Annotated in this window: 1 protein-coding gene; it reads left to right on the top strand. The window is 76.5% G+C overall.

Annotation, left to right across the window (positions count from 1 at the left end; translation table 11 throughout):
* Positions 1 to 263 precede the first annotated feature (263 nt).
* Positions 264 to 18,947: a non-ribosomal peptide synthetase gene (locus tag ACZ4VF_RS01115; protein ID WP_467922361.1), complete on the top strand. Its 18,684-nt coding sequence runs from the start codon at positions 264 to 266 to the stop codon at positions 18,945 to 18,947.

Genomic DNA, 18,947 nt, shown 5'->3' with positions numbered 1-18,947 from the left:
CCCGTGGCCGGCTCCGGCCGGCCGTCACCGCCGGCCGGCCGTCACCGCCGGCCGGCCGTCACCGCCGGCCGGCCCCTCCCGCGCCGCCCGCTTGCTCCCCTCCCGTTCCGCGCCGGGTCACCGCCGTCGGCACCGGCAGGACGCGCCCCGAACCGCCGTGCCGCCGCACCGCCACGCGCATCCGGTGTCCACCCGAACCAGCGCACCAGCCCCCTTGCCGGGCCCCGACGCCGCATCGTTCCGCTCTCCGAAGGACTTCACCCATGACGGACCTGCACGACAAGCCCGCACAGGCGTCCTCCCTGCCGCCGCATCCGACGCTCGGCGAGCTGTTCAGCGCGTGGGTGGCCCGCACCCCGGACGCGCCGGCCCTCACCGACGGCCGGCGGACCTGGAGCTACCGCGAACTGGCCGATCGTGCCGACCGGCTGGCCGCACACCTGGCTCGACGGGGAGCCGGTCCGGACCGGGTCGTCGCCCTGGTCCTGCCGCGCTCCATGGAGCTGATAGCGGCCGAGCTGGCCGTCGCCCGGGCGGGTGCCGCCTTCCTGCCCGTGGACCCCGCCTACCCCGCCGAGCGCCGCGCGCTGATGCTCGCCGACGCCGCGCCCGCCGTCGTCCTCGACGATCCGCACCGGGTCCGCGAGCTGCTGGACACCGAGGACGGGGCCGCGGCCGAGGCCCGGGTCCACGCCGACCACGCCGCCTACGTCATCTACACCTCCGGATCCACCGGCACCCCCAAGGGCGTGACCGTCACCCACCGGGGCATCGGCGGCTTCACCGCGGCCGCGGCGGAACGGTACGCGGTGGGCCCCGGCGACCGCGTGCTCCAGTTCTCCTCGCCCAGCTTCGACGCCTCCGTGCTGGAGCTGTTCGTCTCCGTGCTGTCCGGTGCCACGCTCGTCGTACCGCCGCACGGTCCCTGGCTGGGTGACGAACTCGCCGCGGTCCTGGACGAGCACCGCATCACCCACGCCCTGATCCCGCCGGCCGCGCTGGCCACCCTGCCCGACCCGGCGCAGGGCACCGCGCGCCACCTGCGCACCCTGATCGTGGGCGCCGAGGCCTGCTCGGCGGAGCTGGTCGACCGCTGGGCACCCGGCCGCCGCATGATCAACTCCTACGGCCCGACCGAGGCCACCATCGTCTCCACCTGGACCGGGCCGCTCACCGCCGGCCGGGGCATCCCGACGATCGGCGGTGCCCTGCCGCACACCCGGGTGTACGTCCTCGACGCCGCGCTGCGTCCGGTCGCGCCCGGGGCGGACGGTGAGCTGTTCGTCGGCGGCGACGCGGTGGCCCGCGGTTATCTGGGCCGCCCGGGGCTGACCGCCGCCCGTTTCGTCGCCGACCCCTTCGGCCCGCCCGGCGCCCGGCTCTACCGCACCGGGGACCGGGCCCGCTGGACGGCCGGCGGGGAACTGGAGTTCCTGGGCCGGCTGGACCGCCAGGTGAAGATCCGCGGCTTCCGTATCGAGCCGGGGGAGATCGAGGCCGCCCTGCGCCGCGCCGGTGCCGGGAGCGTGGGCGAGACGGTGGTCGTCGTCCGCGAGGACGAGCCCGGCCACCAGCGCCTCGTCGCCTACGTCACCCCGTCGGGCGCCCCGGCGCCGGCGACCCCGCCCACCGCCTCGTCGCCCGCCGCTCCGGAAACCGCCCCGGCACCCGCCGACGGCGCCGGTGCCTCGACGCCCGCCGTCCCGGGAGCCGCCCCGGCCCCCCTGGACCCCGCGGCCCTCCGTGCCGCCCTAGCCGCCCTGCTCCCCGCTCACATGGTGCCGTCGGCCATCGTGGTGCTGGAGCGGATGCCGCTCACCCCGCAGCACAAGATCGACCGAAGAGCGCTGCCGGTGCCCGAACGGGCCGTCGCGGGCGGGCACGTGGCGCCGAGGTCGGACGAGGAGCGGGCGCTCGCCGAGATCTGGGCCCGGACCCTGGGGGCCGGCACGGTCGGCGTGACCGACGACTTCTTCGAGCTGGGCGGTGATTCCCTTCTCGCCGCCCGGCTCCTGGCCCGCATCCGGGACGAGCTGGGCGTGCGGCTGACGGTGCGGGACGTGTTCACCGCGCGGACGGTCGCCGGCCTGGCCCCGCTGCTGGGCGACCCGTCGGCCGCCGTACCGCCGGAGCCGATCCCCCCGGCACCCGAGGACGGCACCCTGCCGTTGTCCAGCGCGCAGCGGCGGCTCTGGTACCTCGACGAGCTGAACCCGGGCGGCACCGAGTACAACACCGGCGTGTCCCTGCGGCTGCGCGGCCCCGTGGACCCGGACGCGCTGCGCCGCGCCCTGCACCGCCTCGCGGCCCGCCACGCCTCCCTGCGCACCACCTTCGCCACCGCCGACGGCCAGGGCGTCCAGCGCGTCGCCCCGGAACCGGACCTGCCGCTGCGGACCGCCGACCTCACCGACGTACCCGGCGCGCGCCGCACCGAGGCCGCCGAGGCGCTGCTCACCGAGGAGCTGAGCCGCCCCTTCGACCTGGCGGCCGGCCCGCTCACCCGGGCCCTGCTCGTCCGGCTCGCCGCCGAGGACCACCTGCTGCTCCTCGCCCAGCACCACATCGTCACCGACGGCTGGTCCGTGGGCGTCCTCACCCGGGAACTGGCCGCCCTCCACCACGCGGAGACCACCGGCGAGCCCGACGGCCTGCCGCGACCCGCCGTGCAGTACACCGATTTCGCGGTGTGGGAGCGCGGCCGGCGGGGTGGGGACGCCGACCGCGTCGACCTGGCCTACTGGAAGCGGCACCTGGCGGACCTCCAGCACCTCGAACTGCCCACCGACCGGGCGCGTCCCGCCGTCCGCACCACCGCCGGAGCCGCCCACCGGCACCAGCTCCCCGCGGAGCTGGTGAGCCGGCTGCGGCAGCTGGCCGCCGGACGCGGAACCACCGTGTTCACCCTGTTCGCGGGCGCCTCCGCGCTGCTGTTCTCCCGGTACTCCGGGCAGCGGGACGTCGCGTTCGGCACCGTCACCACCGGCCGTGGCCGGCGGGACCTGGAGGAGGTGCCGGGGTTCTTCGCCAACACGGTGGTGCTGCGCGGCGAGGTGGACGAGCGGGCGACCGTGGACCGGTTCGTGGAGAGCATGCGGACGACGGTGCTGGACGCCTTCGCCCACGACGGGGTGCCGTTCGACCGGGTCGTGGAGGAGCTGGCCCCGCCCCGCGACCCGAGCCGCACCCCGCTGGTGCAGGTGCTCGTGGTGCAGCAGACCGCGTTCCCCGAGCCGCCGCTCTCCGGCGGGGTGCGCTTCACGGAGCACCCGCTGCCCCGCCCGGCCGCCCGCTTCGACCTCGTGCTGGAGTTCACCCCGGACACGGACGGCGGCTGCGTGCTGACCGCCGAGTTCAACACCGACCTGTTCGACGCCTCCACCGTGGCCCGGATGGCCGCTCACCTGCACCGCCTGCTGGAGGGCATGGCGGACGGCCCGGGCCGCAGGCTGTCCGAGCTGCCCATGCTCTCCGTCGAGGAGCAGCGCACCCTGGTGGACACCTGGAACCCGCCCGCCCGCCGGTCCCGGGACACCGGACACGCCACGCTGCCCGCCCTGTTCCACGCCCAGGCGGCCCGCACCCCCGACCGCACCGCCGTGGTCTGCGGCCCGGACCGGCTGGACTACGCCGAGGTCGCCCGGCGCGCCAACCGGCTGGCCCGGCTGCTCCTCGCGCGCGGCGCGGGCCCGGAGACCCTGGTCGCGCTGTGCCTGCCGCGCTCCGCCGACCTGGTGCCGGTGCTGTGGGCGGTGCTCACCTCCGGCGCGGGCTACCTCCCTGTCGACCCCGGCTACCCCGCCGAGCGCGTCCGGCTCATGCTCGCCGACGCCCGGCCCGCCCTCGTGATCGCCACCCGGGAGACCGCCTCCGCCCTGCCCGCGGACTGCGACCCGCTGTTCCTGGAGGACTGCGCCGACCCGGCCGTGCCCGACACGGACCTCACCGACGCCGACCGGCCCCGCCCGCTGCTGCCGGACCACCCCGCGTACGTCATCTACACCTCCGGCTCCACCGGCCGCCCCAAGGGTGTCGTGGTCACCCACCGCAGTGTCGTCGCGCTGGCCGCGTGGACGGAGGACCGGTTCGGCGCCGCGGGGCTGGACCATGTGATCGCCTCCACCTCCCTCAACTTCGACGTCTCCGTCTTCGAGGTGCTGTGCCCCCTGACCGCCGGCGGCACCGTCGAGGTGGTCGCCGACCTGCCGGCCCTCGCCGACGGCACCGGCCCCCGGCGGGCCGGGCTGCTCAGCGGAGTGCCGTCCGTCGTGTCCCGCCTGATCGCGGGCGGTACGGCACCCGTCACCGCGGACACCGTCGTCCTCGCCGGTGAGGCCCTGCCCGCCCAGACCCTGCACGACCTGCGTACCGCCCTGCCCGGCTGCCGGATCGCCAACATCTACGGGCCCACCGAGGCCACCGTGTACGCCACCGGCTGGTTCGCCGACGACCGGCTGCCGGAGCAGGCCCCGCCGATCGGCGGGCCCGTCGCACTCACCCGTGCCTACGTCCTGGACCACTCCCTGCATCCGCAACCCGTCGGTGTCACCGGCGAGTTGTACCTCGGGGGCGCCGGACTGGCCCGCGGCTACCTCAACCGGCCGGGGCTGACCGCGGCCCGGTTCGTCGCCGACCCGTTCGGCGCGCCGGGGGAGCGCATGTACCGCACCGGCGACCTGGTGCGCCGCCGCGCCGACGGCGCCCTGGAGTACGTGGGCCGGATCGACCAGCAGGTCAAGGTGCGCGGCTTCCGCATCGAACTCGGCGAGGTGGAGGAGGCGTTGCGCGGCTGCGCCGGAGTGGCCGAGGCCGCGGCCACCGTCACCACGGACGGCGACGGCCACCGCCGTCTGGCCGGGTACGTCGTCCCGGCCGCCGGGCAGCGGGTGGAACCCGAGACCGTGCGCCGTGAACTCGGCCGTACCCTGCCCGACTACATGGTCCCGTCGACCGTGCTCGTCCTGGACGGTCTGCCGCTCAGCCCGAACGGCAAGCTGGACCGGGGCCGGCTCCCCGACCCGGGCCCCGCCGCGCGCGCCGTACGGCATGTCGCCCCCCGCACGCCCACCGAGCGCACCCTCGCCGCGATCTGGGCCGAGGTGCTGCGGGTGGAACGCATCGGCGTGGACGACAACTTCTTCGAACTCGGCGGCGACTCGATCCTCAGCATCCAGGTCGTGGCCCGTGCCCGCCAGGAAGGCCTGCCGCTGACCTCCCGGGACGTCTACCGGCACCAGACCGTCGCCGCCCTCGCCCGCTGCGCGGACGCCGCCCAGGGCCCCCGCGAGACCGCCCCCGCACCCGAGGCGGCCACCGGCACGGCCCCCCTGACCCCGATCCAGCGCTGGTTCTTCGAGGCCCTGGCCGAGCGCGCCGGCCACTACGCGCAGGCACTGTCCGTCCAGGTGCCCGACGACCTGGACGCGGCGGCCCTGGAGGACGCGCTGAACGACCTGGTCGCCCAGCACGACGCCCTGCGCTCCCGCTTCGTCGCCGGCGACGCGGCCCCCGGCGCCCGCTGGCACATCGACGACCGGGCCCCCCGCCTCCGCCTCGCCCGCCACACCGGCCCGGACACGGACACCCCCCACTTCGGACCCTTCGACCTCGCGCGCGGGCCGCTGCTGCGGGCCGTGCTGCACGACCGGGGAGCCGCCCGGCCACCCGTCCTGCACCTCGCCGTCCACCACCTCGTGGTCGACGGGGTCTCCTGGCGGGTGCTGCTGGACGACCTGGACCGCGCCTACCGGGCCCGCCGGGCCGGCGAGGACGGCAGGGCGGCACTGCCCGCGAAGTCCTCGCCGCTGCGCGCCTGGTCCCGCCGGCTGACCGCCCACGCCGCCGACGGCGGCTTCGACGACGAGCGGGAGTACTGGACCCGGGCGGTCCCGGAGACGGAGCCCGCGCTGCCGGCGGCGGATCCCGGCACCTACGGCGCACAGCGCGCGGTGACCGTGCGGATCGGCGCCGAGGACACCGCCGTCCTGCTGCGCACCCTGCCCGACACCTACCGCACCCAGGCCAACGACGTGCTGCTCTCCGCGCTCGGCCGGGCCCTGTGCGCCGGGACCGGACGGGACCGGGTCGTGGTCGACGTCGAGGGGCACGGCCGCGAGGAACTCTTCCCCGAGCTCGACCTCAGCCGCACGGTCGGCTGGTTCACCACCCGGTACCCCGTCGCGCTCGCCGTCCCCCAGGACGCCGGCTGGGACGCCGTACTGAAGCGGGTCAAGGAGCAGCTGCGCGCCGTACCCCGGCACGGTCTGGGTCACGACGCGCTGCGCCACCTGGCCGGCCCGGAGGCGCGGCCGCGCACCCCGGCCGCGCAGATCAGCTTCAACTACCTGGGCCGGATGGGCTTCTCCGCGGACCCCGACGGCCTGTACCGGGACACGGTCCGGCCGCTGGAGCTGGACGCCGACCCGGAGGCCCCCCGCCCGCACGCCGTGGAGGTCGTCGGCCGGCTGGACGGCGACTGCCTGGAGTTCACCTGGTTCTCCTCGGACCGGCTGCACCAGGAGGGCACGGTCGCGGAGCTGGCCGGCCGCTTCGCCGACGCGCTCGCCGACCTCGCCCGGTACGCGGCCCGGCCCGGCACCGCCGGGCGCACCCCGTCCGACTTCCCGCTCGCCCGGCTCGACCAGAGCGCCGTCGACCGGATCGCCGGCGCCGACCCGGCGGCGGTCGCCGACGTGTACCCGCTCACGGCCACCCAGGCCGGCATGCTCTTCCACGGCCTGTCCCAGGACGACCGAGGGGTCTACTTCCAGCAGCTGACGTTCGTCCTGGACGGCGTCCCCGACCCGCGGGCCCTGGCCGCGGCCTGGCAGCACGTCACCGACCGCACCGAGGTCCTGCGCGGCCGGGCCGTGTGGCAGGACGTGCCCGAACCCCTGCTGGTCGTGCAGCGCCACGCGGCCGTGCCGGTCACCCACCTGGACTGGCGGGACCTCACGGACCAGGAGCGCGGCGCCCGGCTGGACGACGTACTGGCCCGCGACCGGGCCGACGGCATCGACCTCGGACGGGCCCCGCTCCAGCGCCTGCTGCTGGCCCGCGTCTCCGACACCGCCGTACGGGTCGTGTGGTCCTTCCACCACCTGCTCCTGGACGGCTGGAGCCTGTTCCAGGTCCTCTCCGACGTCTTCGCCCACCACGCCGGAACCGCCCCCGACGCCCTCCCGGACCGCCCGCCCTACCGCGACTACGTCGCCTGGCTGCGCCGGCACGACCCGGCCGCCGCCGAACGGCACTGGCGGCAGCGCCTGTCCGGCCTGGCCGAGGCCACACCGCTGCCGTACGACCGTGAGCCGCGCGAAGCCCACCGCGCCGAGTCCACGCACGCGGTCCGTACCACGCTGCCCGCGGACGCGAGCCGGGCGCTGCAGGAGCTGGCCCGGACCTCCGGACTGACCCAGAACACGCTGGTGCAGGGCGCCTGGGCGCTGCTGCTGGCCCGGCTGGCGGGCCGGGACGAGGTGGTGTTCGGCACCACCGTGTCCGGACGGCCGCCGGAGCTGCCCGGCGCCGACGCCATGACCGGCCTGTTCATCACCACCCTGCCCACCCGGGTCGGCGTCCCCCGCGACGGCACGCTGACCGACTGGCTGCGCGCCCTCCAGCAGGACCAGAGCGAGGACCGGCGCTTCGGCCACCTGCCGCTCACCCGGCTCCGGGCGCTCACCGAACTCCCCGAACGGGTCGGCCTGTTCGACAGCATCGTGGTCTTCGAGAACTACCCGGTGGACGACGACCTCGCCGCCGCCCACGGACTCGCGCTGAGCGGCCTGGAAGGCGTCGAGACCACCAACTACCCGCTGAGCCTCACCGCCTACCCGGGCACCGAACTGACGCTGCGCCTGGGCTACGACCCCGAGCTCTTCGACGCCGGCACCGCCGAGCGGCTGGCCGAGTACCTGACCGTCCTGCTCACCCACCTGCCCTCCGGCGCCGGCCGCCCGCCGGCCCGGGTCCCGCTGCTCGCCCCCGGCCGCCGCGAGCAGGTGCTGCACACCTGGAACGACACCGCCACCGGTCTGCCCGACACCACGGTGGCGGACCTCTTCGCCGCCCAGGTCCGGCGTGCCCCCGACGCCGTCGCCCTGGACGCCGTCGACACCCGGCTCACCTACCAGGAACTCGACGACCGGGCAGCCGCGCTGGCGGCGCGCCTGGCCGGGCTCGGGGTGCGGCCGGAACGCCCGGTCGGCGTGCTCATGGACCGTTCCGTGGACCTGGTCGTCACGCAGGTGGCGCTCGTCCGCACCGGCGGGGTGTACGTGCCGCTGGACGGCAGGGCACCGGTCGAACGGCTCCGCGGAACACTGGCCGAGGCCGGCGCCGGCCTCCTGCTCACCGACGCCGGCTGGGAGGAGACCGCGCGGGAACTGCTGCCCGGCGACGGCGTTCTGCGCGCCGACGACCGCACCCCGCGCGCCGGCGACGGCGTTTCGCGCGCCGACGGGGCCGCCGGCGCGGCACAGCCTGCGGTGCCCGTCCACGCCGTCCACCCCGACAACGTCCAGTACCTGATGTTCACCTCCGGCTCCACCGGCACCCCCAAGGGGGTCGCGGTGCGCCAGCGGGACGTCGTCGCCCTCGCCCTGGACCGGGCCTTCGCCGGGCACGACCGGGTCCTCGTGCACTCGCCGCACGCCTTCGACGCCGCCACCTACGAGGTGTGGGTGCCGCTCCTGCGCGGTGGCACGGCCGTACTCGCCCCGCCGGCCGACCTGGACGCCGCCCAGGTCCGGCACGCCGTCACGGAGCGGGGCGTGCGCTGCCTGTGGCTCACCGCCGGACTGTTCCGGCTGCTGGCCCAGGAGGACCCCGCCTGCCTGCGCGGCGCCCGCGAGGTGTGGACGGGCGGCGAGGCCGTACCGGGCGCGGTCGTACGCCGGGTGCTGGACGCCTGCCCCGGCCTGACCGTCGTGGACGGCTACGGCCCCACCGAGACCACCACCTTCGCCACCCGCCGCGTCTTCCGCGCCGGCGACCCGCTGCCCGCCGTCCTGCCCATCGGACGCCCGCTGGACAACACGCGCGCCTACGTCCTGGACGCCGCCCTCCAGCCCCAGCCGCCCGGCGTCCCCGGCGAGCTGTACATCGCCGGCGCCGGCCTCGCCCGGGGCTACGCGGGCCGCCCCGGGGCCACCGCCGCCCGCTACGTCGCCGACCCCTACGGGCCGCCCGGCACCCGCATGTACCGCACCGGCGACATCGTGCGCTGGAGCGCCGACGGCGAGCTGGAGTTCGTCGGCCGCGCCGACGACCAGATCAAGATCCGCGGCTTCCGCGTCGAACCCGCCGAGATCGAGGCCCGCCTCACCGCCCACGCCGGCATCGCCGAGGCCGTCGTCTCCCTGTACGAGGACGCCGGGCGCAAGCGGCTCGCCGCCCACCTCGTCCCGGCCGCCGGCGCCGAGGTGCCCGCCGCCGGCGAACTCCGCGCCCACCTGGCGGCCGGACTGCCCGACTACATGCTGCCCGCCGCCTTCGTCACCGTGCCGGAACTGCCCCTGACCGCCAACGGCAAGGTCGACCGGCGCCGGCTGCCCGCCCCCGATTGGTCGGCGGGCGGCGAGTGCGCCCACCGCCCTCCGCGCACCGAGACCGAGCGGGTCCTCGCCGGGATCTGGGCCGAGCTGCTCGGTGTCGAACGGGTCGGCGTGGACGACAACTTCTTCATGCTGGGCGGCGACTCGATCCTCAGCATCCAGGTGGTCTCCCGGGCCCGGGCCGCGGGACTCACCCTCACCCCGCGCGACCTCTTCCGGCACCCCACCGTGGCCGAGCTGGCCGCGGCCGGCGGGGACACGGCGCCCGCCGTCGCCGGCACCGAACCGGTCTCCGGGGCGGTGGACCTCACCCCGATCCAGCACTGGTTCCTGGACCCGCGCCCCGCCCACGCCGGCTTCTTCAACCAGTCCGTCGTCATCGAGACCGCCGGCCCGGTGGACCCGGACGCCCTGCACCGCGCCCTCACCGCCCTGTGGACCCACCACGACGCCCTGCGCGCCCGGTTCGTCCTCGACGGCGCTCAGGACGTGTGGCGCCAGGACATCGCCGACGCCGACGGCCCGGTTCCCGAGCTGCTCCAGGTCCACGCCCCGCGGGACGAGGAGCGCGTCACCGCGGAGGCTCACCGCGGACTCCGCCTGGACACCGGCCCGTTGGTCACCGCCCGGCTGTTCACCGCCGACGGCACCCGGCCCGCCCGGCTGCTGCTCCTCGCCCACCACCTGGTGGTCGACGGCGTCTCCTGGCGGATCCTGCTGGAGGACCTGGAGACCGCCTACCGCCAGGCCGCGTCCGGTGAGCCGGTACGGCTGCCCGCCCGCACCACCTCGGTACGGGAGTGGGCCCGCCGGCTGCGCGACCACGACCGCTTCACCGCCCAGCTCGCGCACTGGGAGCGGGCCGCCCGCGCCTGCGCCGACCCGCTGCCCGTGGACCGCGACGGCGGCAACACCGCGGCCGACGTCCGCGAGGTCACCGTCCGTCTGGACCGCGACCGCACCGACCGCCTCCTGCGCCGCGTCCCCGGCGTCTACCGCACCCGCGTCGACGACGTCCTGCTCACCGCGCTGGGCCGGGTCCTCGCCGACTGGACCGGACGCGACACCGTCGCCGTCGGCCTGGAGGGGCACGGACGCGAGGACCAGCTGTTCGAGGACGTCGACCTGTCCCGCACGGTGGGCTGGTTCACCTCGCTCTTCCCGGTCGCCCTGACCGTCCCGGCGGAGGACTGGGGCATCGCCCTGAAGTCGGTCAAGGAGCAGCTGCGGGCCGTCCCCGACCGGGGACTCGGCTACGGCGTCCTGCGCCACCTCGCCCGCGAGGCCACGCTCACCCGCGCACCCGCACCGGGTATCGCCTTCAACTACCTGGGCCGCTTCGACTGGTCAGCGGACGGCGGCGCCCTCCTCGGAGCGGTACCCGGCGGCCTGGACGGCGCGGAGGCACCAGGCACCGAGCGGCCCCACCTGCTGGACGTCGTGGCCCGGGTCGAGGACGACCGGCTGGAGATCACCTGGTACTACAGCGCCGGACGGCACCGGGAGGACACCGTCACCGCGCTCGCCGAGGGCATGCTCCGGGCCCTCGACGACATCGTCGCCCACTGCTCCCGCCCCGGCGCCGGCGGCCGCACCCCCTCGGACTTCCCGCTGGCCCGCCTGGACCAGGCCGCCGTGGACCGGATCGCCGGGGACGGCCGGGACGTCGCGGACGTCTACCCGCTGACCCCGATGCAGGCGGGCATGCTCTTCCACAGCCTGCTCGACCCCGCCGCCCGCACCTACGTCAACCAGGTCCAGCTGGTGCTGTCCGGCGTCACCGACCCGCACGCCCTCGCCGAGGCCTGGCAGCACACCGCCGACGCCAACCCGGTGCTGCGCACCGGCCTGGTGTGGCAGGAGACCCCGGAGCCGCTCCAGGTGGTCCGGCACCGGGCCACCGTGCCCGTCACCCACCTCGACTGGTCCGACGGCCACGGCCACGACCTGGACCGGCTGCTCGCCGAGGACCGGGAGGCGGGCATCGACCTCGGCACGGCGCCCCTGATGCGGCTGACGCTGATCCGGCTGGACGCGGACCGGGTCCGCCTGCTGTGGACCTTCCACCACGTCCTGCTCGACGGCTGGAGCGCGGCCCAGCTCTTCGACGAGGTCTGCGAACGCTACGCGGCCCTCACCTCCGGACGCCGCCCGGAGGTGGCCGAGCGCAGGCCCTTCGCCGACTACCTGCGCTGGCTGGCCGGGCGGGACACCGGCCGGGCGGAGGCGTACTGGCGCGCGACCCTCGCCGGCTTCCAGGCCCCCACCGAACTGCCCCGGGACCGGCGGCCCGCCGAGGCCCACCGCGCCTCCTCCTCCGGGTCGGTGCGGATGACCCTCGGCCCGGACCTCTCGGCACGGCTGCGCGAGACCGCCCAGCGGGCCGGGCTCACCCTCAACACCGTGCTCCAGGGCGCCTGGGCGCTGCTGCTGTCCCGCTACGGCGGCGGCGAGGACGTGGTGTTCGGCACGACCGTGTCCGGGCGGCCGGCCGAACTCCCGGGCGTCACGTCGATGGTGGGCCTGTTCATCAACACCCTGCCCACCCGGGCCCGCGTCGACGGCGACCGGCCGCTGCTCGACTGGCTGCGCGAGCTGCAGTCCGCCCAGTCCGAGGCGCGGCGCCACGACTTCGTCTCCCTGGCCCAGGTGCAGTCCTGGAGCGAAGTCCCGGGCGGCAGCGGGCTGTTCGACTCCATCGTGGTGTTCGAGAACTACCCGTTCGACGAGGGGGCGCTGGCCCGGCACGGCCTCGCCATGGAACAGGAACGGGACGTCGAACCGACGAACTACCCGCTCAGCGTGGTCGTCGCGCCCGGGGACACCCTGGCCGTGAACCTGGACCACGACCCGGCCGTCTTCGACACCGCGACGGTGGAGGCGCTCGGCGAGAGCCTGCGCACCCTGCTGACCGGCATGGCCACCGACCCCGACCGCCGCCTGGCCGACCTGCCGCTGCTGGACCCGGCCGCGGGGCGCGCGCTGGTGGACCGGTTCGGCGGCAGGCCGGCCGCGGCCCCGCACGACACCCTGCCGGAGGCGTTCCGGCGGCAGGCCGAGCGGACCCCGGACGCCCCCGCCGTCCGCCACGGCGGAACGAGCCTCACCTACCGCGAACTCGACGCCCGCTCCAACAGGCTGGCCCGGCGGCTCATCGCGGCCGGCGCCGGTCCCGAGCGCTTCGTCGCCCTGTGCCTGCCCCGCACCGCCGACCTGGCCGTGGCCCTCCTCGCGGTGCTCAAGAGCGGCGCCGGCTACCTCCCGGTCGACCCCCAGTACCCGGCCGAGCGCGTCGCGTTCCTCTTCGAGGACGTACGGCCCGACGCCGTGATCACCGCCACGGAGACCGCCGGCCGGCTGCCCGAGGGCCCGTACACCCGGATCCTGCTGGACGAGGACGACGAGCGGCCGGACACCGAGGTGCCGGACACCCCGGTCGGCGACGGAGAGCGGCGCGGCCCCCTGCTGCCCGGCCACCCCGCCTACGTCATCCACACCTCCGGCTCGACCGGCCGGCCCAAGGGCGTCGTCGTCAGCCACGCCTCCGTGCTGGCCCTGACCGGCTGGGCCGCCGCCGAGTTCACCGGCCGTGGCCTGGCCCACGTCATCGCCTCCACCTCCCTCAACTTCGACGTGTCCGTCTTCGAGATCTTCTCGCCCCTGCTCTCCGGCGGCTGCGTGGAGATCGTGCGCGACCTGCTGGCCCTCGCCGAGCGCCCCGGACCCTGGCGGGCCGGACTGCTCAGCGCGGTGCCCTCCGCCCTGGACCGGCTGCTCGCCGAGGACGCCGTGCGGATCACCGCCGACACCGTCGTCCTCGCGGGGGAGGGGCTGCCCGCCCGGACCGTGCGACGGGTCCGCGACGCCGTCCCCGGCAGCGAGGTGCGCAACATCTACGGCCCCACCGAGGCCACCGTCTACGCCACCGCCTTCACCTGCGACCCGGCCGACCCCGACCGCGACCCGCCGATCGGCCGGCCGCTCGGCGGCGCCCGCGCCTACGTCCTGGACGCCCGGATGCGCCCGGTGCCCGCCGGCGCGCCCGGCGAGCTGTTCCTCGCCGGAACCGGCGTCGCCCGCGGCTACCTCGGCCGCCCCGGCCTCACCGCGACCCGCTTCCTGCCCGACCCGTTCGGCCCGCCCGGCAGCCGCATGTACCGCACCGGCGACCTGGTCCGCTGGACGTCCGACGGTGACCTCGTCTACCTCGGCCGCGGCGACGACCAGGTGAAGGTGCGCGGCTTCCGCATCGAACTCGGCGAGGTCGAGGCCGCGCTGGCCCGCCACCCGGGCGTGGCCGCGGCGGCGGCCCGCGTGGTCGAGCAGGCCGGCCACCGCCGCCTCGTCGGCTACGCGGTGCCGCACGGGACGGACCTGCCGTACCCCGCCGAGCTGCGGGCCTTCCTCTCCCGGAGCCTCCCCGACCACCTGGTCCCCGCCCTCATCGTCCCCCTGGAGCGGCTCCCGCTCGGCGCCACCGGAAAGCTCGACCGGCGGGCGCTGCCCGTGCCCCAGCCGTCCGCGGCCGGCGGCGGCGAGGCGGGGCGGCCGCCGCGCACCGAGGCGGAGCGGACCCTCGCGGACATCTGGTGCGAGGTGCTCGGTGTGCCCGAAGTCGGCGCCGACGACAACTACTTCACGCTCGGCGGCGACTCCGTCCTCGGCATCCGCATCGTCTCCGCGGCCCGCCGGGCCGGACTCGCCCTGACCCCCCGGCACCTGTTCACCCACCAGACCCTCGCCGAACTCGCCGCCGCCGCAGAGCGGTTGCCGGACTCGGCCGTCTCCGCGGTCGTCGCCGACCAGGGCCCCGTGACCGGCGACGCCCCGCTCACCCCCGTACAGCACTGGCTCCTGGACACCCTCACCGGAGACCCCGCCCACTTCAGCCAGACGGTCGCCTACGAGCTGGCCACGGACCCCGACGAGGGGCTGCTGCGGGCCGCCCTGGCCGCCGTGGTGGAGCACCACGACGCGCTGCGGTCGCGCTTCGAGAGGACCGGGGACGGGCGGTGGCGGCAGTACGGCACCGCCCCCGGTGACACCGCCCCGCACCTGGAGGTGCACCACCACGCGGACCCGGACCAGGTGGCCCGGGACCTCGGCGCCGGCTTCGACCTGGCCGGCGGGCCGCTGCTGCGGGCCGCGCTGTGCCGGCCCGACGGCGGCGGCCGGCCGGTGCTGCTGCTGTCCGCGCACCACCTGGTGGTGGACGCCGTGTCCTGGCGGCTGCTCCTGGACGACCTGGACACCGCCTACCGCGCGCTGCGGAACGGAGAACGGCCCTCCCTCGGCGCCAAGACCACCTCGTTCCGGGACTGGGCCCGCCGGCTCGCCGCGCACACCGAGGCCGGCGGCTTCGACGCCGAACTCGCCCACTGGCAGGGCCTCGACGCCGACACCGACCTGCCGGCCGACCACCCCGGCGGCACGAACACCGTCGCCGACGAGGAGAGCGTGACCGCCGGCCTCGACGCCGAGGAGACCCGCCGGCTGCTCCAGGAGGTGCCGGAGGCCTACCGCACCCGCGTGGGCGACGTCCTGCTGAGCGCGCTCGGCCGGGTCCTGGCCCGCTGGACCGGCCGGGACCGGGTGGCGGTGACCCTGGAGGGCCACGGCCGGGAGAACCCGTTCACGGACGTCGACCTCGCCCGCACCACCGGCTGGTTCACCGCCGTCCACCCGGTCGCCCTGGACGTGCCCCGGGACGCCGGCACCGGCACCGTGCTGAAGTCCGTCAAGGAGAACCTGAGGGCCGTACCGCACGGCGGACTCGGCTACGGCGCGCTGCGCTTCCTGCACCCCACGGCCGGCCGCGAGCTGCCCGCCCTGCCGCCCGTCTGCTTCAACTACCTGGGCCGGCCGGACGGGAACCCCGCCCCGGGCGGCCTGCTGCACGCGCCCCACGGCGGTCTCACCGGCGGCATGGACCACGCCGCCGACCGGCCCTTCCTCCTCGACGTCCTCGGCCGCGTCACCGAGGACGGGCTGGAGTTCACCTGGTCGTACTCCCGCTCCGTGCACCGGCGGGAGACCGTCGCCCGGCTGGCGGCCGAGCTGGCCGGTGAACTCCGCGCGATCGTCCGGCACTGCGCCGAACCCGGCGCGGGCGGCCGTACCCCGTCCGACTTCCCGCTCGCGCCGCTGGACCAGGCGGCCGTGGACCGGATCGCCGGGGACGGCCGGGACGTCGCGGACGTCTACCCGCTCACGCCCACCCAGGCAGGCATGGTGATGCACGGCCTGGACGAGGCCGAACACGGCCTGTACGTCGAGCAGATCACCTTCGTCGCCGACGGCGCCCGCGACCTCGCCACGCTGGCCGCCGCCTGGCAGCACGTCGTCGACCGCACCCCCGTGCTGCGCACCTCCGTCGTCCTGCACGGCGTACCCGTGCCGCTCCAGGTCGTCCACCGGGGCGTGACCCTGCCGGTCACCGAGCACGACTGGAGCGGGCTGCCGGAAGACCGGCGGGAGGCGGAGCTGGAGCGCCTGCTCGCCGCCGAGCGCGCCCGGGGCGTCGCCCTGGACCGCGCTCCGCTGCTGCGGCTCGCCCTGGTCCGGCTCGGCCCGGACGCGGCCCGCGTGGTGTGGACCTTCCACCACGTCCTGCTGGACGGCTGGAGCGTCTTCCACGTCCTGTCCGACGTCGCGGCCGCGCACGCCGCCCTCACCCGCGGCGAGCGGCCCCGGCTGCCCGAGCGCCGGCCCTTCGCGGACTACGCCGCCTGGCTGGCCGCCCGCGACACCGGCTCCGCCGAGCAGCACTGGCGCGAGGCCCTGGCCGGCCTCGCCACGCCGACCCCGCTGCCGTACGACCGCAGGCCCGCCCCGGGCGCCACGGCCCGCTCCGGCACCTGGCTGTCGGAGCGGCTCGACGCCGAACGGTCACGCCGGCTCACGGAGTTCGCCCGCCGGCACCGGCTCACCCTCAACACGCTGGTTCAGGGCGCCTGGGCGCTGCTGCTGGCGCGGTGGAGCGGGGAGCGCGAGGTCTGCTTCGGCACCACCGTCTCCGGGCGACCCGCCGACCTGCCCGGCGCCGACACCGTCACCGGCCTGTTCATCACCACGCTGCCCGCCCGGACCGCGGTCGACGGCGGCGCCCGGTGCACCGAGTGGCTGCGCGCGGTGCAGGAGGAGCGGGCCGAGGACCGCCGGCACGACCACCTGCCGCTCAACGAACTCCACGCGCTCACCCGGCTCCCGCACGGGACACCGCTGTTCGACAGCCTCGTGGTCTTCGAGAACTACCCGGTGGGGGACACCACCGCCGGGGCGCACGGGCTCGCCCTGCGCGACCTGGACGCCCGCGAGGCCACCAACTACCCCCTCACCGTGGTCGTCTCGCCCGGCGACCGGCTGGCCGTCGAACTCGGCTACGACCCGCGGTACTTCGACGCGGCCACCGCCTCCTCGCTGGCCGCCCAGCTGCTGCACACCCTGGACGCGCTGGCCGCCTCCGACGGCACCGCCCGCCTGGACGACGTCGACGTCCTGCCGCCCGCGCAACGGGACCGGCTGCTGCACGGCCCGGCCCGCCCGGCGCTCGGCCCGGTGCCCGCCGCCCCCCTGCCCACGCTGGTCGAGGCAGCCGTCGACCGGTGGCCGACCGCCCCCGCACTCGAAGCGCCCGGCACCCTCCTCACCTTCGCGGAGGCCGAGACGCTGGCCAACCGGCTCGCGCACCGGCTCATCGCCCGGGGCGCGGGACCCGGCGACCTCGTCGCGCTGCTGCTGCCCCGCTCGGCGGACATGGTGCTGGCCCAGCTCGCGGTGGCGAAGGCGGGCGCCGCGTTCCTGCCCGTCGACCCCGCCTACCCGGAGGAGCGGATCGCCCTGATGCTGGGGGACGCGGCCCCCACCCTCACCCTGGACGCGAAGGAGGTCGCCGACCTGCTCGCCGCCCCGCCCGACGAGGTGCCCGGACACCGGCCCGGCGACGCCGACCGGACCCGCGCACTCGACCTGGACGACCCGGCGTACGTCATCTACACCTCCGGCTCCACCGGCACCCCCAAGGGCGTCGTCGTCACCCACCGCGGGATCGCCGCGTTCTCCGCCGCCGAGGCCGCCCACTACCAGGTCGCCCCGGGCGACCGTGTGCTGGCCTTCGCCACTCCCAGCTTCGACGCCTCCGTGCTGGAGCTGTGCGCGTCCCTGCCGCACGGCGCCCGGCTGGTCGTCCCCCGGCCCGGCCCGCTGCTCGGCGCCGAACTGGCCGACACGCTGCGGGCCGGACGGATCACGCACACCCTGCTGCCGCCGGCCGCGCTCGCCACCGTGCCCGACGGCACCCCCGGCACGCTGCCCGACCTGAAGACCCTGATCGTCGGCGCCGACGCGTGCGGTGCCGAACTCGTCGCCCGCTGGGCCCCGCACCACCGCATGGTCAACTCCTACGGCCCCACCGAGGCCACCGTCGTCGCCACCTGGTCCGCACCGCTGACGGCGGACGGCACCGCACCGCCCGTCGGCCGCCCGCTGCCCGCCACCGGCGCCTACGTCCTCGACGCCCGGCTGCGGCCGGTACCCGACGGCGTCGCCGGTGAACTGTGGCTGTCGGGAGCGGCACTCGCCCGCGGCTACCTCGGCCGGCCCGGGCTGACCGCGGCCCGGTTCCGCGCCGACCCGTTCGGGCCGCCCGGCACCCGCATGTACCGCACCGGCGACCTGGTGCGCCGGGACAGCGCCGGCGAACTGCACTACCTGGGCCGCACCGACCACCAGCTGAAGCTGCGCGGCCACCGCATCGAGGCGGGCGAGGTCGAGGCGACCCTGGTCCGCCACCCGGGCGTGCTGGACGCCGTGGTGACCGTACGCGAGGACGAACCGGGACAGCCGCGCCTGGTCGCCCACCTGCTCACGGCACCCGGAGCCGAACCGCCCACCGCCCCCGAGCTGCGCGAGCTGGCCGCCCGCTCCCTGCCCGGCCACATGGTCCCCTCGGCGTTCATGGTGCTGGACCGCTTCCCGGTCACCGAGAACGGCAAGACCGACCGGGCCGCCCTGCCGGCCCCCGCCCCGGCCGAGGAGGAGCAGCCGGGCGCCGGGTACGTCGCACCCCGCACGCCCACCGAGGAGGCGCTGGCGGCGATCTGGGAGGAGACCCTCCAGACCGCCGTGGGCGCCGAGGACGACTACTTCCTGCTCGGCGGCGACTCCATGCGCGCCCTGCTCATCGCCTCCCGCGCCAACGACGCGTTCGGCGTCACGCTCACCCCCCGGGACGTCCTGGTCTCCCGCACCGTAGCCGCCCTGGCGGACGTCGTGGAGGAACAGGTCCTGAGCGAACTCGAGGACGCCGCGTACGGCGTCGGCCCCGAAGACGCCGCGTACGCCATCGACTCCGAAGACGCCGCTGCCGGCGGCCACGACCACGAACGGTGA

Source organism: Streptomyces sp. NPDC029151, assembly GCF_055564315.1.
Note: the sequence above shows the minus strand (reverse complement) of the source record. Positions and strands in the feature narration are given on the sequence as shown.